29 protein-coding genes and 4 tRNA genes are annotated in these 24,334 nt (G+C 67.9%); 18 read left to right on the top strand and 15 right to left on the bottom strand.

Features of this window, described 5'->3' with window-relative positions:
* Nucleotides 1-4: 4 nt before the first annotated feature.
* Nucleotides 5-610: a TetR/AcrR family transcriptional regulator gene (locus NTM_RS11485; RefSeq protein WP_104862337.1), complete on the bottom strand. Its 606-nt coding sequence runs from the start codon at nucleotides 608-610 to the stop codon at nucleotides 5-7.
* A gap of 91 nt (nucleotides 611-701) precedes the next feature.
* Here NTM_RS11485 and NTM_RS11480 point away from each other — a divergent pair, with 91 nt between their 5' ends.
* Nucleotides 702-1,493, top strand: a complete 792-nt coding sequence (locus tag NTM_RS11480; RefSeq protein WP_163766345.1) for an MBL fold metallo-hydrolase — start codon at nucleotides 702-704, stop codon at nucleotides 1,491-1,493.
* Nucleotides 1,494-1,518: 25 nt separating this feature from the next.
* Here NTM_RS11480 and NTM_RS11475 read toward each other — a convergent pair whose 3' ends face one another.
* The 5 genes from NTM_RS11475 to NTM_RS11455 form a co-directional block, all read right to left on the bottom strand.
* Entirely contained in the window at nucleotides 1,519-2,097 is a 579-nt protein-coding gene (locus NTM_RS11475) for a TetR/AcrR family transcriptional regulator (RefSeq protein WP_104862339.1), read from the bottom strand.
* Nucleotides 2,098-2,104: 7 nt separating this feature from the next.
* Nucleotides 2,105-2,674: a chorismate mutase gene (locus tag NTM_RS11470; protein ID WP_104862340.1), complete on the bottom strand. Its 570-nt coding sequence runs from the start codon at nucleotides 2,672-2,674 to the stop codon at nucleotides 2,105-2,107.
* Nucleotides 2,675-2,687: 13 nt separating this feature from the next.
* Nucleotides 2,688-2,764: transfer RNA gene (locus NTM_RS11465), tRNA-Phe, on the bottom strand.
* A 41-nt stretch (nucleotides 2,765-2,805) separates the two neighbouring features.
* Nucleotides 2,806-2,882, bottom strand: a tRNA-Asp gene (locus NTM_RS11460).
* Nucleotides 2,883-2,921: 39 nt separating this feature from the next.
* Nucleotides 2,922-2,994, bottom strand: a tRNA-Glu gene (locus NTM_RS11455).
* Nucleotides 2,995-3,124: 130 nt separating this feature from the next.
* Between NTM_RS11455 and NTM_RS11450 the strand changes: the two genes are divergently transcribed.
* Nucleotides 3,125-3,200, top strand: a tRNA-Lys gene (locus NTM_RS11450).
* A gap of 138 nt (nucleotides 3,201-3,338) precedes the next feature.
* Here the strand turns inward: NTM_RS11450 and NTM_RS11445 are convergent.
* Both NTM_RS11445 and NTM_RS11440 read right to left on the bottom strand, forming a co-directional pair.
* Nucleotides 3,339-4,025, bottom strand: coding sequence for a VldE C-terminal domain-containing protein (locus tag NTM_RS11445; RefSeq protein ID WP_232079691.1), 687 nt, complete (start codon nucleotides 4,023-4,025; stop codon nucleotides 3,339-3,341).
* A 133-nt stretch (nucleotides 4,026-4,158) separates the two neighbouring features.
* Nucleotides 4,159-5,055 (bottom strand): serine/threonine-protein kinase, encoded by an 897-nt coding sequence (locus tag NTM_RS11440; RefSeq protein ID WP_163766344.1) that lies wholly within the window; start codon nucleotides 5,053-5,055, stop codon nucleotides 4,159-4,161.
* Nucleotides 5,056-5,157: 102 nt separating this feature from the next.
* Between NTM_RS11440 and NTM_RS11435 the strand changes: the two genes are divergently transcribed.
* A complete protein-coding gene (locus NTM_RS11435) occupies nucleotides 5,158-5,514 on the top strand; it encodes a DUF2510 domain-containing protein (protein ID WP_104862342.1) in 357 nt (118 codons plus the stop codon).
* 1 nt (nucleotide 5,515) lies between these two features.
* Here the strand turns inward: NTM_RS11435 and NTM_RS11430 are convergent, their stop codons facing one another.
* Nucleotides 5,516-6,535 (bottom strand): oxygenase MpaB family protein, encoded by a 1,020-nt coding sequence (locus tag NTM_RS11430; RefSeq protein WP_163766343.1) that lies wholly within the window; start codon nucleotides 6,533-6,535, stop codon nucleotides 5,516-5,518.
* 72 nt (nucleotides 6,536-6,607) lie between these two features.
* Here NTM_RS11430 and NTM_RS11425 point away from each other — a divergent pair, with 72 nt between their 5' ends.
* The 5 genes from NTM_RS11425 to phoU all read left to right on the top strand — a co-directional run bounded on the left by NTM_RS11425 (nucleotide 6,608) and on the right by phoU (nucleotide 12,530).
* Nucleotides 6,608-7,189, top strand: coding sequence for a TetR/AcrR family transcriptional regulator (locus NTM_RS11425; protein WP_083141745.1), 582 nt, complete (start codon nucleotides 6,608-6,610; stop codon nucleotides 7,187-7,189).
* A 107-nt stretch (nucleotides 7,190-7,296) separates the two neighbouring features.
* Nucleotides 7,297-8,304, top strand: coding sequence for an acyl-ACP desaturase (locus tag NTM_RS11420; protein WP_104862344.1), 1,008 nt, complete (start codon nucleotides 7,297-7,299; stop codon nucleotides 8,302-8,304).
* A 26-nt stretch (nucleotides 8,305-8,330) separates the two neighbouring features.
* Complete coding sequence (gene dusB, locus NTM_RS11415) at nucleotides 8,331-9,464, top strand: tRNA dihydrouridine synthase DusB (RefSeq protein ID WP_163769451.1); 1,134 nt, start codon at nucleotides 8,331-8,333, stop codon at nucleotides 9,462-9,464.
* Nucleotides 9,465-9,728: 264 nt separating this feature from the next.
* Entirely contained in the window at nucleotides 9,729-11,777 is a 2,049-nt protein-coding gene (locus NTM_RS11410) for an LCP family protein (RefSeq protein WP_163766342.1), read from the top strand.
* Nucleotides 11,778-11,861: 84 nt separating this feature from the next.
* Nucleotides 11,862-12,530, top strand: a complete 669-nt coding sequence (phoU, locus tag NTM_RS11405; RefSeq protein ID WP_104862347.1) for a phosphate signaling complex protein PhoU — start codon at nucleotides 11,862-11,864, stop codon at nucleotides 12,528-12,530.
* An 83-nt stretch (nucleotides 12,531-12,613) separates the two neighbouring features.
* Here phoU and pstB read toward each other — a convergent pair whose 3' ends face one another.
* The 6 genes from pstB to NTM_RS11375 all read right to left on the bottom strand — a co-directional run bounded on the left by pstB (nucleotide 12,614) and on the right by NTM_RS11375 (nucleotide 18,370).
* Nucleotides 12,614-13,390, bottom strand: coding sequence for a phosphate ABC transporter ATP-binding protein PstB (gene pstB, locus NTM_RS11400; RefSeq protein ID WP_104862348.1), 777 nt, complete (start codon nucleotides 13,388-13,390; stop codon nucleotides 12,614-12,616).
* An 11-nt stretch (nucleotides 13,391-13,401) separates the two neighbouring features.
* Nucleotides 13,402-14,319: a phosphate ABC transporter permease PstA gene (pstA, locus tag NTM_RS11395; protein ID WP_104862349.1), complete on the bottom strand. Its 918-nt coding sequence runs from the start codon at nucleotides 14,317-14,319 to the stop codon at nucleotides 13,402-13,404.
* A complete protein-coding gene (pstC, locus tag NTM_RS11390) occupies nucleotides 14,316-15,374 on the bottom strand; it encodes a phosphate ABC transporter permease subunit PstC (protein WP_163766341.1) in 1,059 nt (352 codons plus the stop codon). Before pstC ends, pstA begins: the two co-directional genes overlap by 4 nt.
* Nucleotides 15,375-15,422: 48 nt before the next feature.
* Nucleotides 15,423-16,556 (bottom strand): phosphate ABC transporter substrate-binding protein PstS, encoded by a 1,134-nt coding sequence (gene pstS / locus NTM_RS11385; protein WP_163766340.1) that lies wholly within the window; start codon nucleotides 16,554-16,556, stop codon nucleotides 15,423-15,425.
* Nucleotides 16,557-16,661: 105 nt separating this feature from the next.
* Nucleotides 16,662-17,591, bottom strand: a complete 930-nt coding sequence (gene mshD, locus NTM_RS11380) for a mycothiol synthase (RefSeq protein WP_163766339.1) — start codon at nucleotides 17,589-17,591, stop codon at nucleotides 16,662-16,664.
* Nucleotides 17,588-18,370 (bottom strand): winged helix-turn-helix transcriptional regulator, encoded by a 783-nt coding sequence (locus NTM_RS11375; protein WP_104862353.1) that lies wholly within the window; start codon nucleotides 18,368-18,370, stop codon nucleotides 17,588-17,590. The genes mshD and NTM_RS11375 overlap by 4 nt, the downstream gene beginning before the upstream one ends.
* Before the next feature lie 173 nt (nucleotides 18,371-18,543).
* On the opposite strand from NTM_RS11375, the gene lmeA reads away from it, so the two are divergent.
* The 10 genes from lmeA to NTM_RS11330 all read left to right on the top strand — a co-directional run bounded on the left by lmeA (nucleotide 18,544) and on the right by NTM_RS11330 (nucleotide 24,225).
* Nucleotides 18,544-19,341, top strand: a complete 798-nt coding sequence (gene lmeA, locus NTM_RS11370; RefSeq protein WP_163769450.1) for a mannan chain length control protein LmeA — start codon at nucleotides 18,544-18,546, stop codon at nucleotides 19,339-19,341.
* On the top strand, nucleotides 19,338-19,769 hold the full coding sequence (locus tag NTM_RS11365; protein WP_163766338.1) for a TlpA family protein disulfide reductase: 432 nt from the start codon (nucleotides 19,338-19,340) through the stop codon (nucleotides 19,767-19,769). The genes lmeA and NTM_RS11365 overlap by 4 nt, the downstream gene beginning before the upstream one ends.
* Nucleotides 19,770-19,798: 29 nt before the next feature.
* The gene (locus NTM_RS29080; protein ID WP_353961526.1) at nucleotides 19,799-19,891 is read left to right on the top strand and encodes an Ms5788A family Cys-rich leader peptide; all 93 of its coding nucleotides are present in this window, start codon (nucleotides 19,799-19,801) and stop codon (nucleotides 19,889-19,891) included.
* Between the two features lie 86 nt (nucleotides 19,892-19,977).
* A complete protein-coding gene (locus tag NTM_RS11360; protein ID WP_163766337.1) occupies nucleotides 19,978-20,439 on the top strand; it encodes a DUF4395 domain-containing protein in 462 nt (153 codons plus the stop codon).
* A gap of 20 nt (nucleotides 20,440-20,459) precedes the next feature.
* On the top strand, nucleotides 20,460-21,293 hold the full coding sequence (locus NTM_RS11355) for a sulfurtransferase (RefSeq protein ID WP_104862357.1): 834 nt from the start codon (nucleotides 20,460-20,462) through the stop codon (nucleotides 21,291-21,293).
* A gap of 1 nt (nucleotide 21,294) precedes the next feature.
* The gene (locus NTM_RS11350; RefSeq protein ID WP_104862358.1) at nucleotides 21,295-21,597 is read left to right on the top strand and encodes a DUF1416 domain-containing protein; all 303 of its coding nucleotides are present in this window, start codon (nucleotides 21,295-21,297) and stop codon (nucleotides 21,595-21,597) included.
* A gap of 296 nt (nucleotides 21,598-21,893) precedes the next feature.
* Complete coding sequence (locus NTM_RS11345) at nucleotides 21,894-22,214, top strand: DUF732 domain-containing protein (protein ID WP_163766336.1); 321 nt, start codon at nucleotides 21,894-21,896, stop codon at nucleotides 22,212-22,214.
* A gap of 190 nt (nucleotides 22,215-22,404) precedes the next feature.
* Entirely contained in the window at nucleotides 22,405-23,034 is a 630-nt protein-coding gene (locus NTM_RS11340; RefSeq protein WP_104862360.1) for a heme-binding beta-barrel domain-containing protein, read from the top strand.
* The gene (locus NTM_RS11335) at nucleotides 23,034-23,300 is read left to right on the top strand and encodes a hypothetical protein (RefSeq protein ID WP_163766335.1); all 267 of its coding nucleotides are present in this window, start codon (nucleotides 23,034-23,036) and stop codon (nucleotides 23,298-23,300) included. Before NTM_RS11340 ends, NTM_RS11335 begins: the two co-directional genes overlap by 1 nt.
* Before the next feature lie 139 nt (nucleotides 23,301-23,439).
* Entirely contained in the window at nucleotides 23,440-24,225 is a 786-nt protein-coding gene (locus NTM_RS11330; protein WP_163766334.1) for an SDR family NAD(P)-dependent oxidoreductase, read from the top strand.
* The last annotated feature ends 109 nt before the right edge of the window (nucleotides 24,226-24,334 follow it).

The raw sequence follows: 24,334 nt of genomic DNA, 5'->3' as shown, positions 1-24,334 counted from the left end.
CGGACTAGCGGGGGTCCTCGATCCCGGTGCGCAGCAGCTCCAGCGCGTGCCGGCACAACCGGTCCAGTTCGGACAGGGAGCGGTCCTCGCCGAGCATCCAGACCTCCATCGCGCCGAACACCGCCGCGGCGATGCAGCGCGCCGTGACGGTGACGCGCATGCGTTCGTCGGTGCCGCGCGACGCGTTGTTGCTCTTGGTCATGTGCTCTTCGATCGCCTCGGCGAATTCGGCCTCCACCTGGCGGATGTGGCGCACGATGCGGCCGTCGTCGAGTTCCTGGGAGCGCATCGCCGCGATGTTGGTGACGGCCCAGTCGTCATAGGGTGCGGCCATGATCGCGGCCTGGACCGACTCGATGATCGGATCCTCGGGTGAGCACGCCGCCAGGGCCGCCCTGAACCAGTGCAGGCCCGCGTCGTAATCGGCGAACAGCAGGTCGTGCTTGGACGCGAAATGCCGGTAGAACGTCCGCAGCGACACCCCGGCGTCGGAGGCGATCTGCTCGGCGGTGGTGTCCTCGACCCCCTGGGCGAGGAACCGCACGACGGCGGCCTGGCGCAGCGCTTCCCGCGTGCGCTCACTGCGCGCCGTCTGAGCAGGCCGGACCATGAGCGTAAATTACCCGACCGCACTTTTGCGTTGCGCCGCCGCCGCCGAGTCTGTTGACTACAGGGCAGCACACGACGCCGGGGGAACTCTGATGAAGGTGCACCACCTCAACTGCGGCACCATGAGGCCGCTCGGGGTGCCCGACCCGCTGGTCTGCCATGTGCTTGTGATCGAAACGAACGGCGGGCTGGTGCTCGTCGACAGCGGATTCGGCACCAACGACTGCGCCCGGCCCGACGGGCTGGGCCGCATCCGGCGCCGGCTCATCAGACCTGCCTTCGATCACGCCGAGACGCTGGCGGCGCAGCTGCCGCTGCTGGGGTTTCGCAGCTCCGATGTGCGCCACATCATCGTCACGCACTTCGATGCCGACCACATCGGCGGGCTCGCGGACTTCCCCGACGCCACCGTCCACGTCACGGCGCGGGAAGCGTTCTCCGCCATGCGGTCTCGTTCCATCCAGAGCCGAATCCGGTTCCAGCCGTCACAGTGGGCGCACGGCCCGAAACTCGTCGAGCACGAGGCCGAGGGTGAGTCGTGGCGCGGATTCGCCGCGGCGAAACAACTTTCGGAGATCGGCCCCGGCTTCGCACTGGTGCCGCTGCCCGGCCACACCGACGGTCACGCCTGCGTGGCCGTCGACGCCGGGGACCGGTGGCTGTTGCACGCCGGCGATGCGTTCTTCCACCTCAGCGAGGTCGGTGACGGACCGCCGATGCCGAAGTCGTTGGCGGCCTTCGAGATGGCGGTCGCGGCGGACCGAAAGAAGGTGCGGGACAATCACGCCCGGCTCACCGAGCTGTACCGGCGCCGGGAACCGGACCTGATGATCCTGTGCAGCCACGACCCGGCGCTCTATCAGCGCGCGAAAGCCACCGGCTGACCGCCGGCGCGTCGACGTGTTCGGCTCAGTGCGGACTCAGCAGCGCGATGGAGGCATCGACGGCCTCTTCGGTGACGTCGCTCATCGTGCCGCCTTCCTCGACGGTGATCGCGGTCAGTTCACGCAGGCCACCGAGCAGCATGATGATGCGCTGCCGCGACACCGGACCCACGCCGGCGGCACGGAACTCGTCGGTGGCGCCCAGCGTGCCGACCATGTCGATGAAGCTCTCCAGCGACTCGCGCTGCAGTCCTCGTGCGACCGCGCCGAGCGACGGGACGTCCCGAATCCAGCTGAGCATCAGGGCCGGACGGGCTTCTGCCGATGAGATCCACGTCTCGATGGCCTGGCGCACCTGCTTCTGCCACGGTGCGCTCGGATCGACGGCTTCGGAGATCTGCCGGACCTGGTCGGTGTTCGCGTCGGTCAGCAGCGCGACGAAGCACGACTCCCTGCTGTCGAAATGCTCATAGAAGGTGCGCCGGGAGGTTCGCGCCCGCCGGACGATGTCGGCGACGGTGCTCTTGGCGTAACCGTGCTCGGCGATGGACGCCTCCAGTGCGTCGAGCAACCGCCCGCGGAAATCGGTGGGCTCACGGGACATGGTCGGCTCAGCGGCAGTAGTTGCGGGTCGCGAAGTCGATGCCCTGCACGTAGAGGGGGTCCAGACGGCGCTCCCGCACCACGGTCGCCTTCGCCCGGTCGAGTTCGGCCGGGCAGGCCGGCGAATGCAGCTTGGCCCACTCGTCGGCCATTCGGGTGACCATCTCGCGGTTCAGCGCGTCGATGACCCCGCGGGAGGACGCCAGGTCCGGCGCCTCCGCCGGGGCGACCGCCGGGTCGAACGTCCACTGCGCGAGCCGGCTGTACTCGATCGCGACGGTCGCGTCGATCTGGTCCCGGAACACCGTCGTGACGTAGTTCGGGTCCAGGTTCAGCGCGGTGGCCTCGGCCGAGACCGCATCGAGGACCTGCTGCTCGCGGACCGGGTCCTGGATCGGGCCGCCGGTGTGGAACTTGTTCGCCGCGATCGGGTCGGCCACCTGCAGGCGGCGCGCTGCGGCGTCGACGAGATCCACCAGGGTGGTGTCGGGTTGTGCGGCGGCCGCGGGCGCGAGCAATGTCGCAAGGGCGGACAGTGCGGCTGCGGAGGCGAGGAGACGAATCATCGGGTACATCATGTCACCGACGTGGTGGTGGCCAGGGCCGGGATCGAACCGGCGACCTTCCGCTTTTCAGGCGGACGCTCGTACCAACTGAGCTACCTGGCCGGACGGCACCGTTCACTTGCCTGGCAAGTGCCTCGCCGTAATGGCGACCCTGACGGGACTCGAACCCGCGACCTCCGCCGTGACAGGGCGGCGCGCTAACCAACTGCGCCACAGGGCCTTACTGTGTTGCTCCTCCCACCGAAGTGGTCGTAGCGAGTACCCCCAACGGGATTCGAACCCGTGCTACCGCCGTGAAAGGGCGGCGTCCTAGGCCACTAGACGATGGGGGCCTATTCCGAATTCCTCCGGGGCACTCACAACGCTCTGTCCGTTGGGAGCTTCGATAGCTTAGGGTACGGACACCCAAATCCTCAAACTGGCTGTGTACCGTATCCTTTTGGCGTCTCAGAGAGACACCACGCCCCTATAGCTCAGTCGGTAGAGCTACGGACTTTTAATCCGCAGGTCCCAGGTTCGAGCCCTGGTGGGGGCACCACGATCGTCAGACGGCGATATCAGCGCGAAGACAGGCACAAACCGCGCGCTCGGCGGCGACGAGCGCGCGGGAAAGTCCGGAAAGAGCGGCGCGTCGGTGTGCAGACCCGCGCGCTCGCGGTGCAAGGTGCCGGAGCGACTAGCGGTAGTAGACCTCGTCACCGGTCGGGTAGCCCCCGCCGGTGGTCGTGACGTGCACGTGGTCGTAGTGGCCGTAGCCGCCGGCGCGGGCTCCGCCTGGCGTGTAGTACACACCCCGCCAGATCGCGTCCTGGATGCCGAAGCGCTTCGCGTTGCCAAGCACGTAGGCCACGATCTGATTGCCGAGCGCGATGCCGGCCTGCGACGACGGGTTCGGGATCATCACGTCCAGCGCGAGACCGTTGGGGTGCCAGCGCAGGTAGTCCGAACGCACCCCGCCGATGTTGTTGATCTCCGGGAACTCCGCGCTGATGCTGCGAGCGGTCAGGATCGTGCGCACCTGCAGGCCGCGCTCAGGGGCGACTCCGGCGGGCAGCGTCGGGTCCACCACACGCCAGCGTGACGCGGAGACCAGCGATGCCGATGCGATCTCCGCGCTGCCAGGATCGGTCAGCAGCGCGGGCTGCGGGCCGGTGGCCGGCGCCGCGACGACCTCGACACAGCACGGCACGGCCTCCTCCACGACGGGAGCGGGTGCCGGGGCGGCGACGGGTTCTTCATCCGCGACGGTCGCGACCGGGCCGGCGTCGCCTCTGACGGCCAGGAACACCGCCGCGGGCGCGAGTGCCGATACCAGATAGACCGACGGATTTCGCCGCTGCTTCGGTAATGAGTGCCGACCCACGTTCAGCAAGATAACGAAAAAATCAGCAAAATACACCATTCATGATCAAATCTGAATACGGCGCGCTGATCGTTACCTGACCGCGACCCACCGGTTAGCAACCGTATATGCGCAGGTCAGAACGACGATTTCGCTACGCGACGACTACTAATGCCGCGAGTGCGAAAAGAATCAGGACCGCGGTCGCGGCGAGCACTCCCCCGGCGCGTCCCGGCCGCCGGGTCGGTGCGTCCAGACTGGCGAGCATCTGCTCGGCGGTGGCGAACCGGAACCGTGGATCGCGGGCCATCGCGCGTTCGATCGTCATCGCCAACGCCGGGTCCAGGTCCGGCCGAAGCGTCGACAGCGGAGCGAGCCGGCCCGCGGCGATCGCGTCGGCGAGTGCGGTCAGATTCTCCTGCGGGTACGCACGACGGGCCGTGAGCGCCTCGTAGGCCACCACGCCGAGCGCGTACAGATCGTCACTGGGGGTGGCCGGCCGGCCGGCGATCCGGTCGAACGGCAGGTAGGCCATCGTGCCGAAGACCCGGTTCGTCAGCGTCTGCGGTGTGTCGGGGCTCTTCGCGACGCCGAAGTCGGCGATCTTCACCCCGCCGAATTCGGTGAACAGGATGTTGGCGGGTTTGATGTCGCGGTGCAGCACACCACTGCGGTGTGCGGCGCCCAGCGCCGAGAGCACATCGCGCATGATCGCGCGCACCTGCTCGGCAGGCAGCGGCCCGTGGTGAGCCAGCACATCGGCCAGATTCTGACCGGGCAGTCGCTCCAGCACGATGTAGTGACGCCCCTCGTGCACACCCGAGTCGTGGACCGCGACGACGTGCGGGTGGTTCAGCGCTGCCGCGGCACGCGCCTCGGTGGTGAACCGGCGCCGGGTGTCGGGCTGGGTGCACACCGACGGATACAGAAGCTTCACCGCGACGGGGCGCCCTAACCGCTTGTCCCACGCCTCGCGCACCTCGGCCATCCCGCCGCGGCCGAGAACGCGCCCCAGCTCGTAGCGACCGCCAAGGATCTCCGGCGCCTGCATGCCTTCCAAGCTAGCCGCTGTCCGGAAAACGCAAACATGACGCGCCGCTGCGGTCATCGACCCGGAATGCCGCAGCACGTTCCACTCGTATGATCGGTTTCGATGCTCGACCAGCACGTTCAACGACCATTTCTGCGTCGTCACCCGGTGGTGACCGCCGTCGCGGCGACGACGCTGACGTGGTGGCTGTGGCAGGGCTGGTACGAAGCGGTGGCTCTCGTCGTCGCGGTCGGCCTGTTCGTCGTCGTGCGCAGACGCCGCCGCGCCGCCGCGATCCGCGACGCCGGCCTGCGGGCACGTGCCGACTACGAGAACCGCCTCAGCGCCGCCGGTGATCCACGGGGGCTGTACGGCCGCTATACGCCGGCGGGGCCGAACTGGTACCCGGACCCGCAAAACCCTTGCCGGCTGCGCTATTTCGATGGTGCCGCGTGGACGCCGCACATACGCTGCCGCTGACTCACACCTTCGGGCTGTAGTAGTGCGGGTTGTCCCGGTACTCGACCGGGGGCAGGTTGCGCGCCGGGGTTTCGACCAGCGGTGAATCGGCGGGAAGACGGCCGAACTCGCGTTCCAACGCCGAGCGCTTCCGCGGATGCATCAACCACCGGTCCGGCAGCACCTTGGTGGCCAGGTGCAGCATGTTCCCGATCCGCCGGTGCACGAATTCCTGACGCGGGGACCAGGTGAACCCCATCAGCTCGCGGACCGGCGGGTCGTACAGGCCGACGGTCATGAACACCAGAAAGCCCTGCATCACCTTCAGGTTCTGCGTCCACAGCCAGTCCGGAACCCATTCCAGCGACGGGTGTTTGGGCATCGTCGACAGGTCCAGCACCTCACGCGCGGCCCAGGTGTTCTCCAACACGTTGCGGCACATGTGATCCCAGTACTCCTGGAATTCCTCCCAGGTCTTGGGGACCGGGCGCATGCTCATGCCGTACATCCGGTACCAGGTGACGTGCTCCTCGAACAGTTGCCTGCGCTGGTCGTCGGTGAGCCCGCCGTGGAAACGCTCGGCGGCCAGCAGTGTGGATTTGAAGAACGTCGCGTGTGCCCAGTAGAAGACGTCGGGGTTCAGCGCGCTGTAGCGGCGCCCTTGCTCGTCCACGCCGTTGAGACCGATGTGGTAGTCGCGCACCTGGGCGCCGGTCCTCGGGGCGCGGTCGCCGTCGAACACCACCCCGCCGATCGGGTAGATCGACCGCAGCAGCCGGGGCATGCGCTCCATGAAGAAGATCGAGTGGTCCTTGACCGCGGCGCCCAGCTGCGGGTGCATGTTCTGCATCGACCCGGCCCACGGGCCCTGGAACAGACCGGTCCACTGTCCGAAGTACTTCCAGGTAAGCGAGTCCGGGCCGAGCGGCTGCGGAGGTGCGTCGTAGCCGCCGTGACTGACCGGGCAACCCGCCGCCACTGACTCCGGCTCCGGCGTGGAGTCGCTGGTCACCGGCCCCGCCGCGGACGTATCTTGAGTCACTGTGCTCTTTCCGTTCGACGCATCACGCAATTTTGACTACAGACGTTGTCACTAATGGAGCTTAGGAGGGCCGTGCCGTCCGGTCAACGACGCGGGAGATGGTCGGGTGTTCCGCTGCCCGATCGCCAGGCGCTTCGCCGCGACGAGCTGATCGCCGCGGGCATCGCGCTTCTCGGCAGCCCCGGCGGCCCGAACCTCACGGTGCGCGCGGTGTGCAAGGCCGCAGGCCTGACGGAACGCTACTTCTACGAGAGCTTCTCCGACCGTGACGAATACGTCGCCGCGGTCTACGACGAGGTGTGCGCGGCGGCGATGTCGACGCTGGCCGAATCGGAGAGCATGCGCGACGCCGTCGAGCGGTTCGTCGCGCTGATGGTCGACGATCCGGCGCGCGGGCGGGTGCTGCTGCTGGCCCCGGAGGTCGAACCGGTGCTGGCCCGCTCCGGAGCGCGCTGGATGCCCAACTTCATCGAGTTGCTCCAGCAGAACCTCACCCGGATCACCGATCCGACCACCCAGGCGATGGTTGCCACGGGCCTGATCGGGGCACTCACTGCATTGTTCACGGCATATCTCGACAACCGGCTGGCCGCCACCCGAGAGCAGTTCATCGACCACTGTGCTGAGCTATTGCTCAGCAGGGCTGTGACCTAAAAGAGGCCTCCGACCTTGGTGTGCGGCACGGCGCGGCGGCTTGAATGTCACCGACGTACACAGATATATTGAGTGCAACCATCAGGTACAGATAACTGGGAGGTGTCGTGTCGAAAGACCTGACCGACCTGCAACTGCTGAGGGAACTCGAGCCCGTCGTCGAGCCTTTGGTCAACCGGCACATGCGGATGAAGAAGGACTGGAATCCGCACGACTACATCCCGTGGTCCGACGGCAAGAACTACTACGCCCTCGGCGGCCAGGACTGGGATCCGGAGCAGTCGCAGCTGTCCGAGACCGCCCGGGTCGCGATGCTGGTGAACCTGCTCACCGAGGACAACCTCCCGTCCTATCACCGCGAGATCGCGATGAACTTCACCATGGACGGCCCGTGGGGCTTCTGGGTCAACCGGTGGACCGCCGAGGAGAACCGGCACGGTATCGCGCTGCGTGACTACCTGATCGTCACCCGCAACGTCGACCCGGTCGAGCTGGAGATGCTGCGCGTCGAGCAGATGACCCGCGGCTTCTCCCCCGGCCAGAACCAGCAGGTCGAGGCCGACCTGTTCGCCGAGAGCCTGTTCGACTCGGTCATCTACGTGACGTTCCAGGAGCTGGCCACCCGCGTCTCGCACCGCAACACCGGCAAGGCCTGTGAAGAGCCGATCGCCGACCAGCTGCTGCAGCGCGTCTCGGCCGACGAGAACCTGCACATGATCTTCTACCGCGACGTGTCGGAGGCCGGTTTCGAGATCGCCCCCGACCAGGCGATGAAGTCGCTGCACAAGGTGCTGCGCAACTTCAAGATGCCCGGATACACGATCCCGGACTTCCGCCGGCGCGCCGTGACCATCGCCTCCGGCGGGGTCTACGACCCGAGGATCCATCTCGAGGACATCGTGATGCCGGTGCTGAAGAAGTGGCGCATCTTCGAGCGTGAGGACTTCAACGGCGAGAGCGCGCGGATGCGCGACGACCTCGGCCTGCTCGTCGAGGAGCTGCAGGACGCCGTCGACAAGTTCGAGGTCGCCAAGCACCGCCGCGAGGAGCGGCTGCGTCAGATGGCGGAGAAGAAGGCCGCCAAGAATCTGCTGGTGGGATCATCAGCGTCCTGACCGATACCCCTCGACCGGCCCGATCCCTGCGGATCGGGCCGTTCGACCTTCGCAGCCCGGTCGTCCTCGCGCCGATGGCCGGGGTGACCAACGTCGCGTTCCGCACTCTGTGCCGCGAACTCGAGCTGGCCCGCGCCGGCACGGTCAGCGGCCTGTACGTGTGCGAGATGGTCACCGCGCGCGCCCTCGTCGAACGGCATCCGGTGACGATGCACATGACGACGTTCGCGCCGGAGGAGTCGCCGCGCTCGCTGCAGCTCTACACCGTCGACCCGGTCAACACCTACGCGGCCGCGAAGATGATCGTCGACGAGAACCTGGCCGACCACATCGACATGAACTTCGGCTGTCCCGTGCCGAAGGTGACCCGGCGCGGGGGCGGCGCGGCACTGCCGTACAAGCGGCGGCTGTTCGGCCAGATCGTGGCGGCCGCGGTCAAGGCCACCGAAGGCACCGATATCCCGGTCACCGTGAAGTTCCGGATCGGGATCGACGACGCGCATCACACCCATCTCGATGCCGGGCGCATCGCGGCCGAGGAGGGTGCCGCGGCGGTCGCGCTGCACGCGCGCACCGCGGCGCAGCGCTATTCGGGCAGTGCGGACTGGGAGCAGATCGCCGCGCTGAAGGCCCACGTCACGAATGTTCCGGTGCTCGGAAACGGTGATATCTTCGACGCTCGTGACGCGCTGGCCATGATGGCCGCGACGGGCTGCGACGGGGTCGTGATCGGCCGCGGCTGCCTGGGCCGGCCCTGGCTGTTCGCCGAGTTGTCCGCGGCGTTCACCGGCGCGACGCCGCCCGTCCCGCCCACCCTCGGCGAGGTCGCGCGGATCATCCGCAGACACGGCGAGCTGCTCGCCGCGCATTTCGGGGAGGACAAAGGCATGCGGGACATCCGCAAGCACGTCGCGTGGTACATGCACGGTTTCCCGGCAGGAGCCGATCTCCGCCGGTCCCTCGCACTGGTCAAGACCATTTCCGAGCTCGACGACCTGCTCGGCCAGCTCGACCCCGACGTCCCGTTCCCCGACGCGGCCAACGGCCCGCGCGGCCGCCAAGGCTCCCCGGCATCGGTGACGCTCCCCGAAGGCTGGCTCGACGACCCCGACGACTGCACCGTGCCCGCCGGGGCCGACGTCATGCATTCCGGCGGCTGAGCTGCGACAAAACCATCCCGCGATGGATTCGAGGCGGCCCCGAGAGGGTATCGACACCGATCTGAGAGATATCTGACACCTGGGTTCGGCTGGAGGTATCTCAGGATGTCTCAGTACGATGAGGGATCAAACCGTCCCGCTCGGCTCAAGGAGCGCGGACCAGCGATCCACGACAGATAGCAGGCACCCGGCAATCTGCGTGCCACAGCGCAACGACGCGCGTGCACCGCGATACGCCGCCCGGGCTGGAAGGCCGGTAGGAACATGAGTGACGGCGACGGCGCCACTCCTGGCCGCCCGCACTCCGGAGACGGCGGCTCGGCCCTCCCCGGCGGCGCTGACACCCCTGACGCCACGGCGAGCACCGACAATGACGGGCCTACCCGATCCCACAGGGCGAAGCCACTCGCCGCGCCGTGGGAACGCGAGATCGACACCTCCAAGCGCGACTCGCGCGACTACGAGCAGACAGGGCCGGTCACCGTCGCCGACCTGATCGCGAAGATCAACGGCGAGGCGCCGCCCACCGAGCCGAAGCGCCACCGCGCGGCCGACGACACCGACTCCGACGACACCGACACCGACACCGGCACCGCCGGGCGCGCCCCGGAGCCCGTATCCGAACCAGAGCCCGAGCCGTATCCGGACACCGGCGACTTCGACACCACGATCCTTCCGGTGATCGACCCGCCGACCTCCGAGATCCCCGACCTCACGGCGCTGCGCCCGGCCCGGCGCACCCCCGCACCGCGACTGCTGACCCACCACCGCGCCGTCGTCGTCGGCCGGGTCGCCGCGGCCCTGGCCGCGGTTCTCGCGCTGGTCCTGACCGGCGGCGCGTGGCAATGGCAGTCCGCGAAGAACAACCTGCTCAACCGGGTGTCGGCGCTGGATCCGGACTCCCGGGACATCGTCGACCCGAACGCGCAGTTCGGGGACGAGAACTTCCTGATCGTCGGCACCGACAGCCGGCTCGGCGACAACGCCGAGATCGGCGCGGGCACCACCGAGGACGCCGCGGGCGCCCGGTCGGACACCGTGATGCTGGTGAACATCCCGGCCAACCGCAAACGGGTTGTCGCCGTGTCGTTTCCGCGTGATCTCGAGATCGAGCCGATGAAATGCGAGCCGTGGGACCCCGAGACCCGCGAGTACGGCCCGATTCAGGACCCCGAGTCGCCGATGTACGGCAAAGAACAGGTCTACACCGAGTACAAACTGAACTCGGCCTTTGCCGTCGGCGGTCCCAAGTGCCTGGTGAAGGTCATCCAGAAGCTGTCCGGTCTGCACGTGAACCGGTTCATGGCAGTCGATTTCGTCGGGTTCTCGAAGATGGTCGACGCCCTCGGCGGCGTCGAGGTGTGCACCACCGAGCCGATCGAAGACTACGAACTCGGCACCGTGCTGGCGACGGCCGGGCGGCAGGTCGTCAACGGCGCCACCGCGCTGAACTACGTGCGGGCCCGACAGGTGACCACCGAGACCAACGGCGACTACGGCCGGATCAAGCGCCAGCAGCTGTTCCTGTCGTCGCTGCTGCGCTCGCTGATCTCCAAGGAGACGTTCTTCTCGCTGTCCAAGCTCAACAACGTGGTGAACCTGTTCATCAACGACAGCTACGTCGACAACGTCAACACCAAAGACCTCGTCGACCTGGGCCAGTCCGTGCAGGGCGTCAACGCGGGCCGCATCACGTTCGTGACCGTGCCGACGGTCGGGTACGCCGACGAATGGGGCAACGAGATCCCCCGCCTCGACGACATGCGGGCGCTGTTCTCGGCGATCATCAACGACGATCCGCTGCCCGAGGAGCGCAACGCCGACAACACCCCGGTGCCGGGCACCCCGGAGTCGCTGGCCAACGCGACCACCGGCGAGAGCGGACCGTCCGACGAGATCGTCGACGCCGTGACCACCGACCCGGAGAACGTCACCGTGCAGGTGTCGAACTCGACGGCGACGACCGGACTCGGCGCCACCGCCGCGGCCGCACTCCAGGCGCACGGCTTCAACGTCACGACACCCGACGACTACCCCGGCCCGCTGCCGCGCACGACCGTGTTCTTCTCCCCCGGCAACGAGGAGGCCGCGGCCACGGTCGCGTCGTCGTTCGCCGACGCGACCCTGGAGCGCACCACCGGCCTCGGCGACGTCGTGCAGGTGGTCCTCGGCAGCGACTTCGACGCCGTCGCCGCACCGTCCCCGAGCGGGTCCGCGGTGCAGGTGCACATCATCCGCGGCACCAGGACGCCGACCACCGAGCTGCCCGAGGACCTGACCGTCACCAACGCCGCGGACACCAGCTGCGAGTAGTCCGAGCGTTTGGGCAGGTGGGATTCACCTTTCGTTCACTGGCGGGTCCGTGACGGTCGGCGTGTCACGCCGTAGGGTTGACCCATGCGTACCGCGTACCACGAGCAACTCGATGCCCTGAACAACCTGCTCGGCGAGATGTGCGGGCTGGCCGGCGTTGCCATGGAGCGAGCCACGCAAGCCCTGCTGCAGGCCGACCTCCCGCTCGCCGAGCAGGTGATCACCGACCACAACCAGATCTCCGCGCTCAGCGTGCGCGCCGAAGAGGAAGCCTTCGTGATCCTCGCCCTGCAGGCGCCGGTCGCCGGGGATCTGCGCGCCATCGTCAGCGCGATCCAGATCGTCGCCGACGTCGACCGGATGGGCGCGCTGGCGCTGCACGTCGCCAAGATCGCCCGCCGCCGCCATCCTCAGCACGCGCTGCCCGAAGAGGTCAACGGCTATTTCGCCGAGATGGGGCGGGTCGCCGTCGAACTCGGCCACAGCGCGCAGGAGGTGCTGCTGACCCGCGACCCGGAGAAGGCCGCGCGGATCCGCGAGGAAGACGATGCGATGGACGATCTGCACCGTCACCTGTTCACCGTGCTGATGGACAAGGAATGGAAGCACGGCGTCGCCGCAGCGGTCGACGTGACGCTGCTGGGCCGGTTCTACGAACGCTTCGCCGACCACGCCGTCGAGGTGGCCCGGCGGGTCATCTTCCAGGTCACCGGCCGCACTTCCGAGGGCGACGAGCTCCCCGCCTCTCGCTGATCAGGTCCTCCGCGAGCAGACACAAAATCGCACCATTTCCCGGGAAATGGTGCGATTTTGTGTCTGCTCGCGGGGAGGGTCCGTCAGCCGAAACGGCCCGAGATGTAGTCCTCGGTGGCCTTCTGCGACGGGTTCGAGAAGATCTTGCCGGTGTCGTCGATCTCGATGAGCTTGCCCGGCTTGCCCGTCGCCTCCAGATTGAAGAACGCCGTCTGATCGCTGACCCGGGCCGCCTGCTGCATGTTGTGCGTGACGATCACGATCGTGAAGTCCTTCTTGAGCTGTGAGATCAGGTCCTCGATCGCCAGCGTCGAGATCGGGTCCAGCGCCGAGCACGGCTCGTCCATCAGCAGCACGTCGGGCTGCACCGCGATGGCCCGGGCGATGCACAACCGCTGCTGCTGGCCGCCGGACAGCCCGCCGCCGGGCTTGTCCAACCGGTCCTTGACCTCGTTCCACAGATTGGCACCCCGCAACGAGCGCTCGGCGACCTCGTCGAGCGTCTTCTTGTTGCGCATCCCCTGCAGCTTCAGCCCGGCCACCACGTTGTCGCGAATCGACATGGTGGGAAACGGATTCGGGCGCTGGAACACCATGCCGATGGTCTTGCGCACCCCCACCGGATCCACGCCGGGGCCGTAGATGTCCTCGCCGTCGAGCAGCACCGACCCCTCGACGCGGGCTCCGGGGATGACCTCGTGCATCCGGTTGAGCGTGCGCAGCACGGTGGACTTACCGCAGCCCGACGGCCCGATGAACGCGGTGACGCTGCGGGGTTCCACCGACAGCGAAACCCCCGCGACCGCGTGGAAGCTGCCGTAGTAGATGTTGACGTCTTTGAGGTCCAGGCGCTTGGCCATGTCGAGGACTCCTAGATCTTCTTGGGCGCAAAGAATTTGGCGATGAAACGGGCGCCGACGTTCAGCGCCGCGATGAGGATGACCAGGGTGAGCGCGGCACCCCAGAGGCGATCCGTCGGGACCGGGTTGGCGCCGGCGCCCGCGGAGGTCTGGTCGTACATCATGCCGGGCAGCGATCCCATGAAACCGCTGAGCATGTCGAAGTTCATGGCCTGCGAGTAGCCGACGAGGATCAGCAACGGGGCGGTCTCGCCCATCACCCGGGCCAGCGCGAGCAGGATCCCGGTGACGATGCCCGACAGCGCGGTCGGCACCACGATCGCCGAGATCGTCTTCCACTTGGGCACCCCGAGCGCGTAGCTGGCCTCGCGCAGATCCATCGGCACGATCCGCAGCATCTCCTCGGTGGAGCGCACGATGACCGGAATCATCAACAGCACCAACGACAGTGACACCGCCAGCCCGGACCGCTGGAAACCGAGGGTGGCCACCCACAGCGCGTAGATGAACAATGCGGCGACGATCGACGGCACCCCGGTGAGGATGTCGACCATGAAGGTGGTCAGCTTGCCCAACCGGGTGCCACCGCCGTACTCGACCAGATAGATGCCGACGAACACACCGATCGGGATCGAGATCGCCGCGCAGATCGCGGCCTGCAGCAGCGACCCGACGATCGCGTGGTAGGCGCCACCGCCCGCCGCGAACGCTGTCATGCCGGCCTGCGAATGCGACCACCAGGTGCTCGACGTGACGATGCCGATGCCCTTGGCGACCACGGTGTAGAGCACCCACACCAGAGGCACGATCGCGACCACCACACAGGAGGTGACGAGCACCGTCGCGGTGACGTCGGTGAGCCTGCGCCGGGTGCTCACACCCTGGAAGGTGGGCACTTTGACCGGCTGGTCCAGCGCGGTGGGGTTCATGAGGCGGACCGGTCCTTTCCGGACACCGCGGCGCGGGCCAGCGAGTTCACCACGAACGTCAGGATGAACAACACCAGGCCGGCCGCGATGTACGCACCTGCCTTGTATTGGTCGTTGAATTCCGAGGCCGCCGAGGCGATCTTGCTCGCGAACGTGAAACCGCCGTCGAACAGCGACCAGCCGAACGCGGTCTGGGTGCCGCGCAGGATGATCAGCAGCGCGATCGTCTCGCCGAGCGCGCGGCCGAGGCCGAGCATCGCGCCGCTGATGTAGCCCGACATGCCGAACGGCAGCACCGTGGTGCGCACCACCTCCCAGCGCGTCGCGCCCAACGCCAGCGCGGCCTCGATCTGGCCGCGCGGGGTCTGCACGAACACCTCGCGGGTGACGGCGGTGATGATCGGCAGGATCATCACCGCGAGCACGATGCCGGCCGTGAAGATCGTGCCGCCGCCCGCGACCGACGCGTTGCCGGTACTGAACAGGAAGAACCAGTTCAGGTGTTCGTTGAGCCAGATCGCGGCCGGTTTGATCGCCGGGGCCAGCACGTACAGCCCCCACACGCCGTAGATGATCGACGGCACCGCGGCCAGCAGGTCGACCATGTAGGCCAGCGGGCCCGCGACCCGGCGCCTGGCGTAGTTGGTCAGGTAGATCGCGATACCCAGCGCCACCGGCATCGCGAGGATCAACGCGAACACCGATACGAACACCGTCACCTGGAGCAGATCGAGGATGCCGAAGTGCATCGCCGAGGTGTCGGTGGTGACCCAGTTTCCGCCGTAGAGGAAGAAGTTCTCCTCGTTGCGGGTCAGCGCCGGGACGGCCCGCCAGATCAGGAAGAAACCGATGGCCACGATGATCGCGACGATGAGAATGCCCGAGCCCTGCGCCAGCCCGCCGAAGATGCGGTCGCCTGCCCGCACTTTGGCGTACTTCGACGGGTCGGTCGAGATCGGCGCGGGCTCGGGGAAGGGGGCAGCGAGCGCTTCCCCCGACCCCGATCCCGACGGATTCGGTGTGGTCAATGCGGTTCCATCGAGCTTGTCGGACATTCGGTCAAGCACCCATCCTTGCCGCGGTGCGGCTGTCGCGCCAGTGAGCTAGGAGGCCGAGCCGATGGCGTCGATGGACGTCAAGAGACGCTCCTTGAACTTCTCCGGCAGCGGGACGTATCCGGCGGAGGACAACCCGCCCTGCCCATCGTTGGCCGCCACCGTCAGGAACGACTTCACCGCGGCAGCGGTGTCGGCGTCGTATCCGTTCGAGCACACGATCTCGTAGGTGGCCAGCACCAGCGGGTACGCACCGGCCTCCTGTGTGCCGTACAGCGACGCCAGATCCAGGGTGAGGTCGTTGCCGTCGGCGGCGAACTTCGCCGCGTCGATGGCCTTACCCGCGGACTCGTCGGTCAGCTCGACGGCGCCGCTGCCGTTGTCGATCTGCGCGTACGGGATGCCGGCCTGATCGGCGAAGCCCTTCTCGACGTAGCCGACGGCGCCCGGGGTGGCCTGCACGGCCTGCGCCACGCCGGCCGACTTCTGTGCGCCTTCCCCGGCGCCGCCCTGGAACTCGCTGCCGTCGCCCTTGGTCCACGCCCCGCCCGAGGCCGCCTCCAGGTACTTCTGGAAGTTGTCGGTGGTGCCCGACGAGTCGGAACGGTGGATCGGGGTGATGGCCGCGTCCGGCAGGGTCTTGCCTTCGTTCAGCGCGGCGATCGCCGGATCGTTCCACGTGGTGATCTGGCCCTGGAAGATCCCTGCGAGGGTGGCCGCGTCGAGCACCAGCCCGTCGACCCCGTCGACGTTGTAGGCGATCGCGATCGGGCCGAAGACCAGCGGCAGGTTCCACACCGGGTTGCCGCCGCAGCGCTGCGCGGCCTGCTGGGCCTGCTCGTCCTTGATCGCGGAGTCCGATCCGGCGAAGTCGACGTTGCCCGCGACGAACTGCTCGCGGCCCGCACCCGATCCGGTCGGGTTGTAGGACAGGTTCTTGCCCTGGCACTTCTGGCCCCACACCTGGTTGAACAGCGCGACCGCATTCTGCTGGGCGGTGGATCCCTCGGCGGTCACGGAGGCCTTACCGCCGCACTCCTCGGCCGACGCCGACGCCGTCCCGGACTGCGACGAGCCCGCGGGCACGTTGTTGTCGCTGCCGCACCCGGCGAGCGCCAGCGCGGCGATCGCGGCGACCGAGACAGTCGTGCCGAACGACCTGCCGATGATGTTGAGCTTCACTGATCCCCTTTTCCGTCGGTGGTGCGGACTCCACGGCAACGTATGCGCCCGCAATGGCCGGTTCGGGGATGGTGGGTGAACGGCGAGTGAACAGGTTCAGCGAGTTCACAGGTGCACGGACGCGGCGGCCGCGTAGGCCACATCGGCGTTCACGACGTCGAAGCCCAGCCGCCGGTAGGTCTTCACCGCGGCGGTGTTGTCGGCTTCGACGTAGAGCATCACGTCGGCACCGCCGGCAACACCGCGGTCCGCGCCGGCGAGCCGGTCGGCCAGGTGGTGCAGCCCTAGCAAAGTCAATGCCCCGCCGAGCCCCCGTCCCTGCGCGGCCGGGTCGACGCCGACCACGTACACCTCGCCCAGGGACACGGAATGCACCTTCGTCCAATGGAATCCGAGCAGCGCGCCGGTGTCCTCGTCGAAGGCCAGGAAGAAGCCGTGCGGGTCGAACCACGGTTCGCCGCGGCGTTCGGCGATGTCGGCGTCGGTCCAGCCGCCTTGCTCGGGATGCCAGGAGAACGCCGCGTTGTTGACCCGCAGCACTTCGGCGTCGTCGGCCGGGCCCGCGTAGGTGGCGAACCGGACCCCGGCGGGGTGGGTCTGTGGCGGCAGATCGGCCAGCGGGCGCTGCATCTGCAGGAGTTCGCGGACCGCCACGAGGTTCAGCGCCGCGGCGGTGGCCTGCGCGGCGGGCAGATTGCCGTGCGCCCAGACCCTGGCACTCGGGCCGGCCTCGGCCAGCGCGGTGCGGATAAGGGCCGATCCGGTGCCGCGGCGACGAGCCCCTGGGGCGACCACGGCTTCGGCCATCGGCGCAGCGTCGTCGTCGCCGGGGGCCAGGTTCAGGTAGCCGACGACGGCGTCGCCATCGACCGCGATCAGGTGCCGGGTGCGGTCGTGGGCCAGCGCGCGCAGGACCTGGTCACCGACCGGGGCGACCCCGTCCTCGGTGGTCGCGGCCGCGACGAGCTCGCGGATGCGCTGCTGATCGGTCTCCGACAGGTGCTGCTGCCAGCTGATGGACGGAGCCGCGGTCACTGACTGCGCAGCGCGTCGCCCAGCGCCTCGGGGACGTCGTCGCCGAGCCCGTCGTCGGCGTACGGGTCGTCGTCGAGGTCCTCCTCGACGTCCGCGGCAGGCGGGCGCCCCCGGGCGGGCCGGACCGCCTTGTACCCGACGTTGCGGACCGTACCGATCAGCGACTCGTATTCCGGGCCGAGCTTGGCGCGCAGCCGTCGCACGTGCACGTCGACGGTGCGGGTGCCGCCGAAGAAGTCGTAACCCCACACCTCCTGCAGCAGCTGGGCGCGGGTGAACACCCGGCCGGCGTGCTGAGCCAGGTATTTCAGCAGCTCGAATTCCTTGTACGTCAGGTCGAGCGGACGCCCCCGCAGCCGGGCGGTGTAGGTGCCCTCGTCGATGACCAGCTCACCGAGGCTGATCTTGCCGAGGTTCTCCTGGTTCGCCATCCCGCCCCGGCGACCGACCAGCAGCCGAAGCCGCGCGTCGATCTCGGCAGGGCCGGTGCTGGGCAGCAGGATCTCGTCGAGACCCCATTCGACGTTGACCGCGACCAGCCCGCCCTCGTTGACGACGGCGACCACCGGCACCGAGGTTCCGGTGGTGCCCAGCAGCCGGCACAGACCGCGCGCGGCAGCCAGGTCGGTACGGGCGTCGACGATCGCGACGTCGGCGGTCCCGGCTTCCAGCAACGAGGACACCTCGGTCGGGGCGGTGCGCACGTTGTGGGCGAGAAGTGACAGGGACGGCAGGACCGATTCAGGGTGCGGGTCAACCGTCAGTAGCAGCAGATCCAACTGACCCTCCAGCAGCCGTGGAGTTTTCGCCCGGACGACTCTGTCTCGTTTGATTTCCCAGATTCATGCCTGACATACGGCCGTTACCGGCGCGATGGTCAACCAACGATAGCGTGCCACCTGCTCTTAAGCCGCGCGGAACCGATGTTCTGGGCGGCGTCGGCCACAATGTCGTGGTGCGCAAGCTCGTAATCGGTGCGGTCTCGACCCTGCTCGCGGTGGTCCTCGGCGGTGTCGGCACCGACTTCGGTGCCGCGATCTACGCCGAATATCGCCTGGCCAGAAGCGTTCGCGCGTCCGCGAACCTGAACTGGGACCCGTCGGTGGCGATCCTCGGATTCCCGTTCATCACGCAGGCCCGGCGCCATCACTACGACGAGGTCGAGATCAAGGCCAGTGGCGTGGATCACCCCGTCGTCGGCAGGGCGTCGCTGGAGGCGACGATGCATTCGGTCGGTTTGGGCGATTCCTGGCTGGTCGCGCCGGACGCGACACTGACTGTCGAAAAGCTGGAGAGCCGGATCATCATCGACTCGACCCACGTGGGACGGTTCATGGGCATCCCGGACCTGCTGATCGAGGCGCCGACGGCCGAGACCGAGGACTCGACGGGCGGCACCACCGAATCCGGCATTTCCAGCAACCGGGGGCTGGTGTTCACCGGCACCCCGGACAAGGCGGGCTTCGACGAGCGGGTCAGCATCGCGGTGGACGTGTCGATCGCCGGTCCGGATGCGACGACGCTGGTGCTCACCGCGACCGGGGTGCTGACCGAGCCGGGCACCGCGGACCAGGCGGTGCCCGACGACAAGCTGGACGCGGTGCTGGCGGCGTTCTCCACCGAGCTGCCCGGCCAGAAGCTGCCGTTCGGCATCGCCCCGACCAGCGAGGGCGCCCGCGGCTCGGATCTCATCATCGAGGGCATCGCCGAGGGAGTAACCATCGACCTCGACGAGTTCCGGTTGTCATGAGTTCGTCGTGGATCGCGGTCATCGCGGTGCTGATCGGGGTGTTCGGCGTCGCGTTCGTGATCGGCAGGATGATGACGCTGCGGTCCGGGTTGCTCAAGGGGGCTGCCGAGTGGCCGGCACTCGATGACGGCGACGTCGAGGATCTGGGCCTGTCCCGAACCGGCCCGACGGTGCTTCACTTCAGCGCCACCTGGTGCGGCCCGTGTGTGGGGCTGCGCCGGATCGTCGATCAGGTGTGTGCCGAGCTGCCCGGGGTGACGCACGTGGAGATCGACATGGACGCCAATCCCGAGGCGGCGCGCAAGCTTTCGGTGCTCTCGTTGCCGACGACGTTCATCTTCGACGCCGAGGGCAGGCAGCGCTATCGGGCGTCGGGAGTGCCGACCGCCGCTGACCTGCGTGCGGCGGTGGAACCGCTGTTGGCCTGATCACCCTGTTGTTGGGTAAGCTGTCTGCCGTGTCAGCCCGCCTTGAGCTCACGCTCACCAAGCGCCGCGCAGTGGACCTGTGCCGCGTTGCGGGTTGTTGCTGTTGTTGTCGTAGCTGCTGAGTAGCCGCGCTCTTCTTCGCGCGCACTCTGCGTTCTGGCCGTGACCGGCCGCCGCATCAGCCGTATCGAGCAACAGGAGCACTTCTATGTCGAACCTCACAGCCACCGGCGCCCCGGCGCTCGTGGATGTGCGCGGCCCCCGGTTCGTCGCGTGGGTGACCACCGCCGTCCTGGTCGTCGCGCTACTGGTGTCGGCGCAGAACCCGACCGCGGCCGCGGTGATCCTCGGCGTCCAGGCGCTCGTCTTCGCCGTCGGCGCGGCGCTCGGACCCCGCCGCCACCCGTACGGCCTGGTGTTCGCCGCGGTCGTCGCGCCGCGTTTGGGGCCGGTCACCGAGCGTGAGCCGGTGCCACCGCTGAAGTTCGCACAGCTGGTCGGGCTCGTCTTCGCCGTCGTCGGCGCCCTCGGTTTTGCGAGCGGCCTGGTGCCGCTCGGTCTGGCCGCGACCGGCCTCGCGCTCATCGCGGCACTGCTCAACGCAGCCTTCGGAATCTGTCTGGGCTGTCAGCTCTATCCGCTCATCGCACGCTTCACCCCCACGCAGTAGCAATCGAAAGGATCCCCCACATGGCACGCTCCGACGTCCTGGTCACCACCGACTGGGCCGAGAGCAATCTCGACGCACCGAACACGGTCTTCGTCGAGGTCGACGAGGACACCAGCGCCTACGACACCGGTCACATCCCGGGCGCCATCCGGCTCGACTGGAAGAAGGATCTGCAGGATCCGGTGAGGCGCGACTTCGTCGACGCCGCGCAGTTCTCGAAGCTGCTCTCCGAGCGCGGCATCTCCAACGACGACACCGTGATCCTTTACGGCGGCAACAACAACTGGTTCGCCGCGTACGCGTACTGGTACTTCAAGCTGTACGGCCACGAGAACGTCAAGCTGATCGACGGCGGCCGCAAGAAGTGGGAGCTCGACGCCCGCCCGCTGTCCAAGGATCCGGTGAGCCGCCCGCAGACGAGCTACTCGGCCAAGGAGCCCGACCTGAGCATCCGCGCGTTCCGCGATGAGGTGATCGCCGCGATCGGTACCAAGAACCTGGTCGACGTGCGGTCCCCCGACGAGTTCTCGGGCAAGATCCTGGCCCCGGCCCACCTCCCGCAGGAGCAGAGCCAGCGTCCCGGCCACGTCCCCACGGCCATCAACGTTCCGTGGAGCAAGGCGGCGAACGAGGACGGCACCTTCAAGTCCGACGAGGAACTGGCCAAGCTGTACGCCGACGCCGGCCTGGACGGCGAGAAGGAGGTCATCGCGTACTGCCGGATCGGTGAGCGCTCGTCGCACACCTGGTTCGTGCTGCGGGAGCTGCTGGGCCACAAGAACGTCAAGAACTATGACGGCAGTTGGTGCGAATACGGTTCCCTGGTGGGAGCCCCGATCGAGTTGGGAAGTTGATATGTGCAGTGCACCGAAGCAAGGACTGACGTTGCCGGCCAGCGTCGACCTGGAGAAGGAGACGGTCATCACCGGCCGTGTCGTCGACGGTTCGGGACAGGCTGTGGGCGGCGCCTTCGTGCGTCTGCTGGACAGCTCGGACGAGTTCACCGCCGAGGTCGTCGCGTCGGCCACCGGTGACTTCCGGTTCTTCGCGGCGCCGGGCAGCTGGACGCTGCGCGCGCTGTCGCCGGCGGGCAATGGCGATGCCAGCGTCGCGCCGTCGGGCGCCGGGATCCACGAGGTCGACGTCAAGGTCGCCTGACGAAGTCACGCAATTGGACCGAAGCGTGACGAAGTCACGCAATTGGACCGAAGCGTGACGGAGTCACGCAATCCGGCCAGAGCGTGACGCGGGTGCTGCGCCCCTTCGCTGGGGCGTAGCACCGCTCTTGCTGCGAAAACGCTGCAAAATTGGCTGACGTCGGTGAAACTGTCGGGGAACCCACGCTGCTGGGGGTGGGTTCGACCCCGACAATTCGCGGGTGTCACGGAGATGGACCTCGCGCCCCTCGCGGGACCGGACTCGCGGCTCGCCGCGGTGACCCTTGAGGACCGACTATGAAGATCACGATCGCGTGCGCCGCCTCGGCGGCCTTCGCCGCAGTTGCCGTATTCAGTGCTCCCGCGGCGTTCGCGGCGCCCGAGGACGAATTCCTCACTGTGATCAGCGACGGCGGCATCACCTGGCCGTCGGAGAAGACGCCTGAGGTCATCGCGACCGGCCATGCCGTCTGCCAGGACTGGGACAACGGCGCCACCTTCGAGCAGGAGGTCGCCGACCTGACCAGCGTCACCTCCTGGTCGGACTACCAGGCCGGCTACTTCATCGGCGCCGCCACCGGCGCGTTCTGCCCCGAATACGAGTGGAAAGTCAGCTGAGACCAGCGCTTTCACCGAACACGAGAGCCGCCGGGAGACTTGTTCTCCCGGCGGCTAAACTTTTCTCCCGTGGTGCTGTTTTTCGAACTTCTGCTCGTCGCCGCGGTCGTGGTGATCACGTGGTTTGCGCTGTACGCGCTGTACCGCCTCGTCACTGACGAGTCGTGACCCAGCGGACACGAGGCACGAGGTGACGTCCGGCGACGAGGCGGTCGCCGCAGCCGCGGCGCGAGCCCGGGAGACCGCCGCGCGCAACATCCCGGCGTTCGACGATCTGCCGTTGCCGTCGGACACCGCGAATCTACGCCAGGGCGCCGACCTCGACGACGCGCTGCTGGCGCTGCTGCCGCTGGTCGGCGTGTGGCGCGGTGAGGGCGAAGGGCGCGACGCGCACGGCGACTACCGCTTCGGTCAGCAGATCGTGGTGTCGCACGACGGTGGCGACTATCTGAACTGGGAAGCCCGCTCCTGGCGGCTGGATGACGACGGCGAGTACGACCGTCCCGGTCTGCGTGAGACGGGCTTCTGGCGTTTCGTGAACGATCCGACCGACCCGGGCGAATCGCAGGCCATCGAGCTGCTGCTGTCGCATTCGGCCGGATACATCGAGCTGTTCTACGGGCACCCGCTGAACCAGGCGTCCTGGGAACTCGTCACCGATGCGCTGGCACGCAGCAAGTCCGGTGTGCTCGTCGGCGGCGCGAAGCGCCTCTACGGCATCATCGAGGGCGGCGACCTGGCCTACGTCGAGGAGCGCGTCGACGCCGACGGGGGTCTGGTCCCCCACCTGTCCGCCCGGCTGTCGAGGTTCATCGGCTGATGCGCGGGATAACAGTCGCCGCGGCGATCGCCGCGGCCGGAGCGATCGCCGCCTGTTCGGCGCCCGCTCAGCCCGTCGAGGAGACCACCACGGCGCCGTCGGCGGTACCGAGCGTCGGACACGGGTCGTTCGCCTACTGCCTGGGCGAGCACGGCGTCCCCGCACCGCCGGGGCCGGCCACCGAGCCGCCGCCGGGCATCGACCCCGAAACCTGGAACGCCGCGATGGAGGAGTGCTCCACACTGGCACCCGGGCCGGCGGAGTAACAGTTCCAGGACCGGCCGCTCCACCTCGTGTGGTAGAACTGTAATTCACAACCGGTTGCCACCGGTGAGCCCACCGATTTCGCCTTGCACATCTACGCAGGCTTCGGGCGCGAATTGCGGCCATACAGAGGGAGTACCGTTGACTGAGAATTCGTACGCCGTGGTCATCGGGGGCGCGTCGGGTATCGGCGCGGAAATCTGTCGCGAAATGGCCGATAACGGTTACTCCGTGGTCGTGGGCGACCGCAACATCGACGCGGCGCAGGCACTGCTCGGCGAACTCGCCGGTGCCGGGCATGCTGCCGCACAGGTCGACGTCGCCGACGAAGCCAGTGTCGCAACGTTCTTCGAGTCACTCTCCCAGCGGGCGGGCAGGTTCGACGTCGCGGTCAACTGCGCCGGCATCACGGCACTGGGACTCGTCACCGAGTTGCCGGTGGCCAAGTTCCGGCGCGTGGTCGACGTCTGTCTCACCGGAGCATTCCTGGTCATCCAGCACGCGGCCCGGCACATCGCCGACGGCGGCGCGATCATCTCACTGAGTTCCCTGAACGCGCGGCAGCCGGCAGTCGGCATGAGCGCGTACTGCTCCGCGAAGGCCGGGTTGTCGATGCTGACGCAGGTCGCCGCGCTGGAGTTGGGCGCCCGCGGTGTCCGCGTCAATGCGATCGCCCCCGGCCTGGTGCGCACTCCGCTCACCTCCGGCGCCCTCGGCGTTCCCGGGGTGGAGAGTGAATATGTGGAGAACGTCCCGCTGGGCCGGCCGGGCACACCTGGCGAGATCGCCGATGCCGTGCTCTATCTTGCACGCGCACAATGGATCACCGGCGAGGTGCTCGACATCAACGGTGGCGCGCACATGATGCGCTACCCGAATGTGCACGCCCATTTCGAGCGGTCCGTGCAGACGGGCTCTCCCACCTGACGGTACGGAGTCCGTCACAATTCTCGAACCCGCTGCCGGCGGTGCCGCCGTGGCCTCGTCACGGCGCCAGCACACTCGGTGTTATTCGCTGTACCAGCGTAGATCGCCA

This window comes from Mycolicibacterium parafortuitum (assembly GCF_010725485.1).
In the GTDB taxonomy this organism is placed as follows: domain Bacteria; phylum Actinomycetota; class Actinomycetes; order Mycobacteriales; family Mycobacteriaceae; genus Mycobacterium.
The sequence above is the reverse complement of the archived record's forward strand: the minus strand, read 5'-3'. Positions and strand labels throughout refer to the sequence as shown.

Bases quoted from the DNA above. Each gene is read 5' to 3' on its own strand.
- NTM_RS11485 (WP_104862337.1), bottom strand. From the start codon at position 610: ATGGTCCGGCCTGCTCAGACGGCGCGCAGTGAGCGCACGCGGGAAGCG.
- NTM_RS11480 (WP_163766345.1), top strand. From the start codon at position 702: ATGAAGGTGCACCACCTCAACTGCGGCACCATGAGGCCGCTCGGGGTG.
- NTM_RS11475 (WP_104862339.1), bottom strand. From the start codon at position 2,097: ATGTCCCGTGAGCCCACCGATTTCCGCGGGCGGTTGCTCGACGCACTG.
- NTM_RS11470 (WP_104862340.1), bottom strand. From the start codon at position 2,674: ATGATGTACCCGATGATTCGTCTCCTCGCCTCCGCAGCCGCACTGTCC.
- NTM_RS11440 (WP_163766344.1), bottom strand. From the start codon at position 5,055: ATGCAGGCGCCGGAGATCCTTGGCGGTCGCTACGAGCTGGGGCGCGTT.
- NTM_RS11435 (WP_104862342.1), top strand. From the start codon at position 5,158: ATGCTCGACCAGCACGTTCAACGACCATTTCTGCGTCGTCACCCGGTG.
- NTM_RS11410 (WP_163766342.1), top strand. From the start codon at position 9,729: ATGAGTGACGGCGACGGCGCCACTCCTGGCCGCCCGCACTCCGGAGAC.
- phoU (WP_104862347.1), top strand. From the start codon at position 11,862: ATGCGTACCGCGTACCACGAGCAACTCGATGCCCTGAACAACCTGCTC.
- pstB (WP_104862348.1), bottom strand. From the start codon at position 13,390: ATGGCCAAGCGCCTGGACCTCAAAGACGTCAACATCTACTACGGCAGC.
- pstA (WP_104862349.1), bottom strand. From the start codon at position 14,319: ATGAACCCCACCGCGCTGGACCAGCCGGTCAAAGTGCCCACCTTCCAG.
- pstC (WP_163766341.1), bottom strand. From the start codon at position 15,374: ATGTCCGACAAGCTCGATGGAACCGCATTGACCACACCGAATCCGTCG.
- NTM_RS11365 (WP_163766338.1), top strand. From the start codon at position 19,338: ATGAGTTCGTCGTGGATCGCGGTCATCGCGGTGCTGATCGGGGTGTTC.
- NTM_RS11360 (WP_163766337.1), top strand. From the start codon at position 19,978: ATGTCGAACCTCACAGCCACCGGCGCCCCGGCGCTCGTGGATGTGCGC.
- NTM_RS11355 (WP_104862357.1), top strand. From the start codon at position 20,460: ATGGCACGCTCCGACGTCCTGGTCACCACCGACTGGGCCGAGAGCAAT.
- NTM_RS11350 (WP_104862358.1), top strand. From the start codon at position 21,295: ATGTGCAGTGCACCGAAGCAAGGACTGACGTTGCCGGCCAGCGTCGAC.
- NTM_RS11345 (WP_163766336.1), top strand. From the start codon at position 21,894: ATGAAGATCACGATCGCGTGCGCCGCCTCGGCGGCCTTCGCCGCAGTT.
- NTM_RS11335 (WP_163766335.1), top strand. From the start codon at position 23,034: ATGCGCGGGATAACAGTCGCCGCGGCGATCGCCGCGGCCGGAGCGATC.